Raw genomic sequence first — 2004 nt, forward strand, 5'->3', positions numbered from 1 at the left:
GCCGCCCTCACCCTGCCAGCTATCCCCTTTTGGTTTCCTGGAAAGAGGGTCTGATGGGAATTCACTTTGCCAAGTACGGGCGTTGCCCGAGCGATCCGCCGACGGTGCTGTGGCGGGTCTATGACGAGATGCACCCTGCGGTCACCGTGCTCGCGGGCCGGATGGAGAACGTCTCCGGCCTGAAGGCCCCACACATGATCGAAGATGACTTGCGCGGGTTCCTTCGGGCGAACCATCGAGCCGTGTGGGAGAAGATCGGCGAAATCAGCCGCGCGGCCCGCCCGCCTGCCACGCCGTCCTGCGGCCGGCTGTACTGCCCGACAGCGGCGAGGCGACACAGCCATCGCGCCTACAAGCCCGGGGATGTGGTCGCCCTGACCGCGGGAGACCCCCAACACGATCCCCAGACGTGGCCGTTCCCGTTCTGGGCGGTCCTCGGCGTGCGCACCGAGGACGAGGTTTACCGCGACGGAATCTGCATCGAGTTCGGGGTCGGCCGTGATCGCCGTTTCGTCGGCCCCCACGAGATCCGGAGGCTTCGCGGCGACGAGATGGTCATCGGCCCGTCGACCTGGTGACCACAGCCCGCAGCCGCTGCGGGCTGCCACCGTCTGCGGCGTTCCCATCAGGCTGCTCATCATCGGCCTCCCGCCATCCATCAGGCGAACCGGGAGCGTGACCGGCCACCCTGTTCACCGAAGTCGGCCGCATGTCGTTTCTCGGTGTCAGTGACTTCCTCACCGAGCCGAGCGCGCCGCATCCGACCTGCCGCACCTGACGGCCCGCCCCACACGACCGGCCCGCGACGGCCGGTGCAACGCCTCTCGGCCCGCCGCGCACCTCGCCCGGCGGGCCGACCCGCGTTGCAGCCCTGATCCCCGATGGCCCGCGCGTCCGCTCGCGCCCCGGCCCCCACGCTCGCGCACGTCCGCCTGTCCGCCGTGCTGCGCCCTCATGAGGAGCGCCCCACCATGCCCTCTACTCCGCATCTGATCGGCTTCGCCGAACTCCTCGGCCGGCTTCGCCACGTCCTGACCGTCAACGGCGAGGACACCGTCAGCCTCCGTTTCTCCGGTCTGTCCTACCGTCCGTACTTCGACCGGGACGGCTGGYCGCGCCGGCTACTCGCCCACGTCTTGTTCGGGCTGGACGGCCACCTCGACCCGGCCAGCCTGCTCAACCTCGAACCCGCCGCCGACGTCCTCGGGGCACTCGGCTACCCGCTGACCGTCAAGGCCACCGCCCTCGCCAGCGAAGCCGAGCAGCTCAGCGTGCAGGGCTGGACCTGGGGCCACGCCGTCCATACGGCGATCCTGCGCACGAACGTGGACGACGAGCCGGAAGACACCCGCATCGGCGACGCCGCCGTGACGGCCGTGCTCTCCCACGTCGCCGCCCACCACGCCACCGAGATGACCAGCCCGAACCGGGCGGTCCCGCTGTTCCACCGCGGCTACCCGACCGGGCTGCTCGGCCACCTGGCCGCCTACCTGCGCCTCGACGCCGTCCACGCCTCCGCCCTCGGCGACAGCAGCGCCCTGGCCCTGTTCGGCCACCTCGGCTGGACGCTGTCCCCGCGCGCCAGCGCGGTCCTCGCCACCGCCGAGCAGGTCGAGGCCGCCGGAGCTACCTGGACCGACGTCGTCATCCAGGCCAGGGCCACCCGTCGAGACCATCTGCGCCGCGACCCCTGGGACCGCTGAACCGCGCCCGGTGCCCGGTGCCTGGACGACCTTCGTCGCGGGCCCGTCGAGCTTGGCTGCGGGCATCGCCTCAGCCGCCGGCATTTCTCGCCGGTAGGAGAACCGTTTCTTCTTCTTCCGGTCCGAACCTGCTCCTTTCCCAACCCACCTTCGCGAGAAAAGAGGACTGGCATGCGTGAATACATCGCGTGYGACGGCGGGGATGACGGTAAGCATTCAGGGGATGCGGTGGGCGGTGTGGTTTCGTGGCATAGCGTGATGGCCGGTCGGCTGGTGCCGCCGGCTGCGTAGGTGGGGCTCG

General features: G+C 70.3%; 2 protein-coding genes. Both read left to right on the plus strand.

Translation table 11 applies throughout. The features are described 5' to 3' along the window. Window positions 1–53 precede the first annotated feature (53 nt). Window positions 54–578, plus strand: a complete 525-nt coding sequence (locus KBI5_RS24560; protein ID WP_133057161.1) for a hypothetical protein — start codon at window positions 54–56, stop codon at window positions 576–578. A gap of 303 nt (window positions 579–881) precedes the next feature. Next, entirely contained in the window at window positions 882–1703 is an 822-nt protein-coding gene (locus tag KBI5_RS24565; protein ID WP_241883179.1) for a hypothetical protein, read from the plus strand. The last annotated feature ends 301 nt before the right edge of the window (window positions 1704–2004 follow it).

Origin of the sequence: Frankia sp. KB5 (assembly GCF_002099325.1) — a bacterium.
GTDB lineage: Bacteria > Actinomycetota > Actinomycetes > Frankiales > Frankiaceae > Frankia > Frankia casuarinae.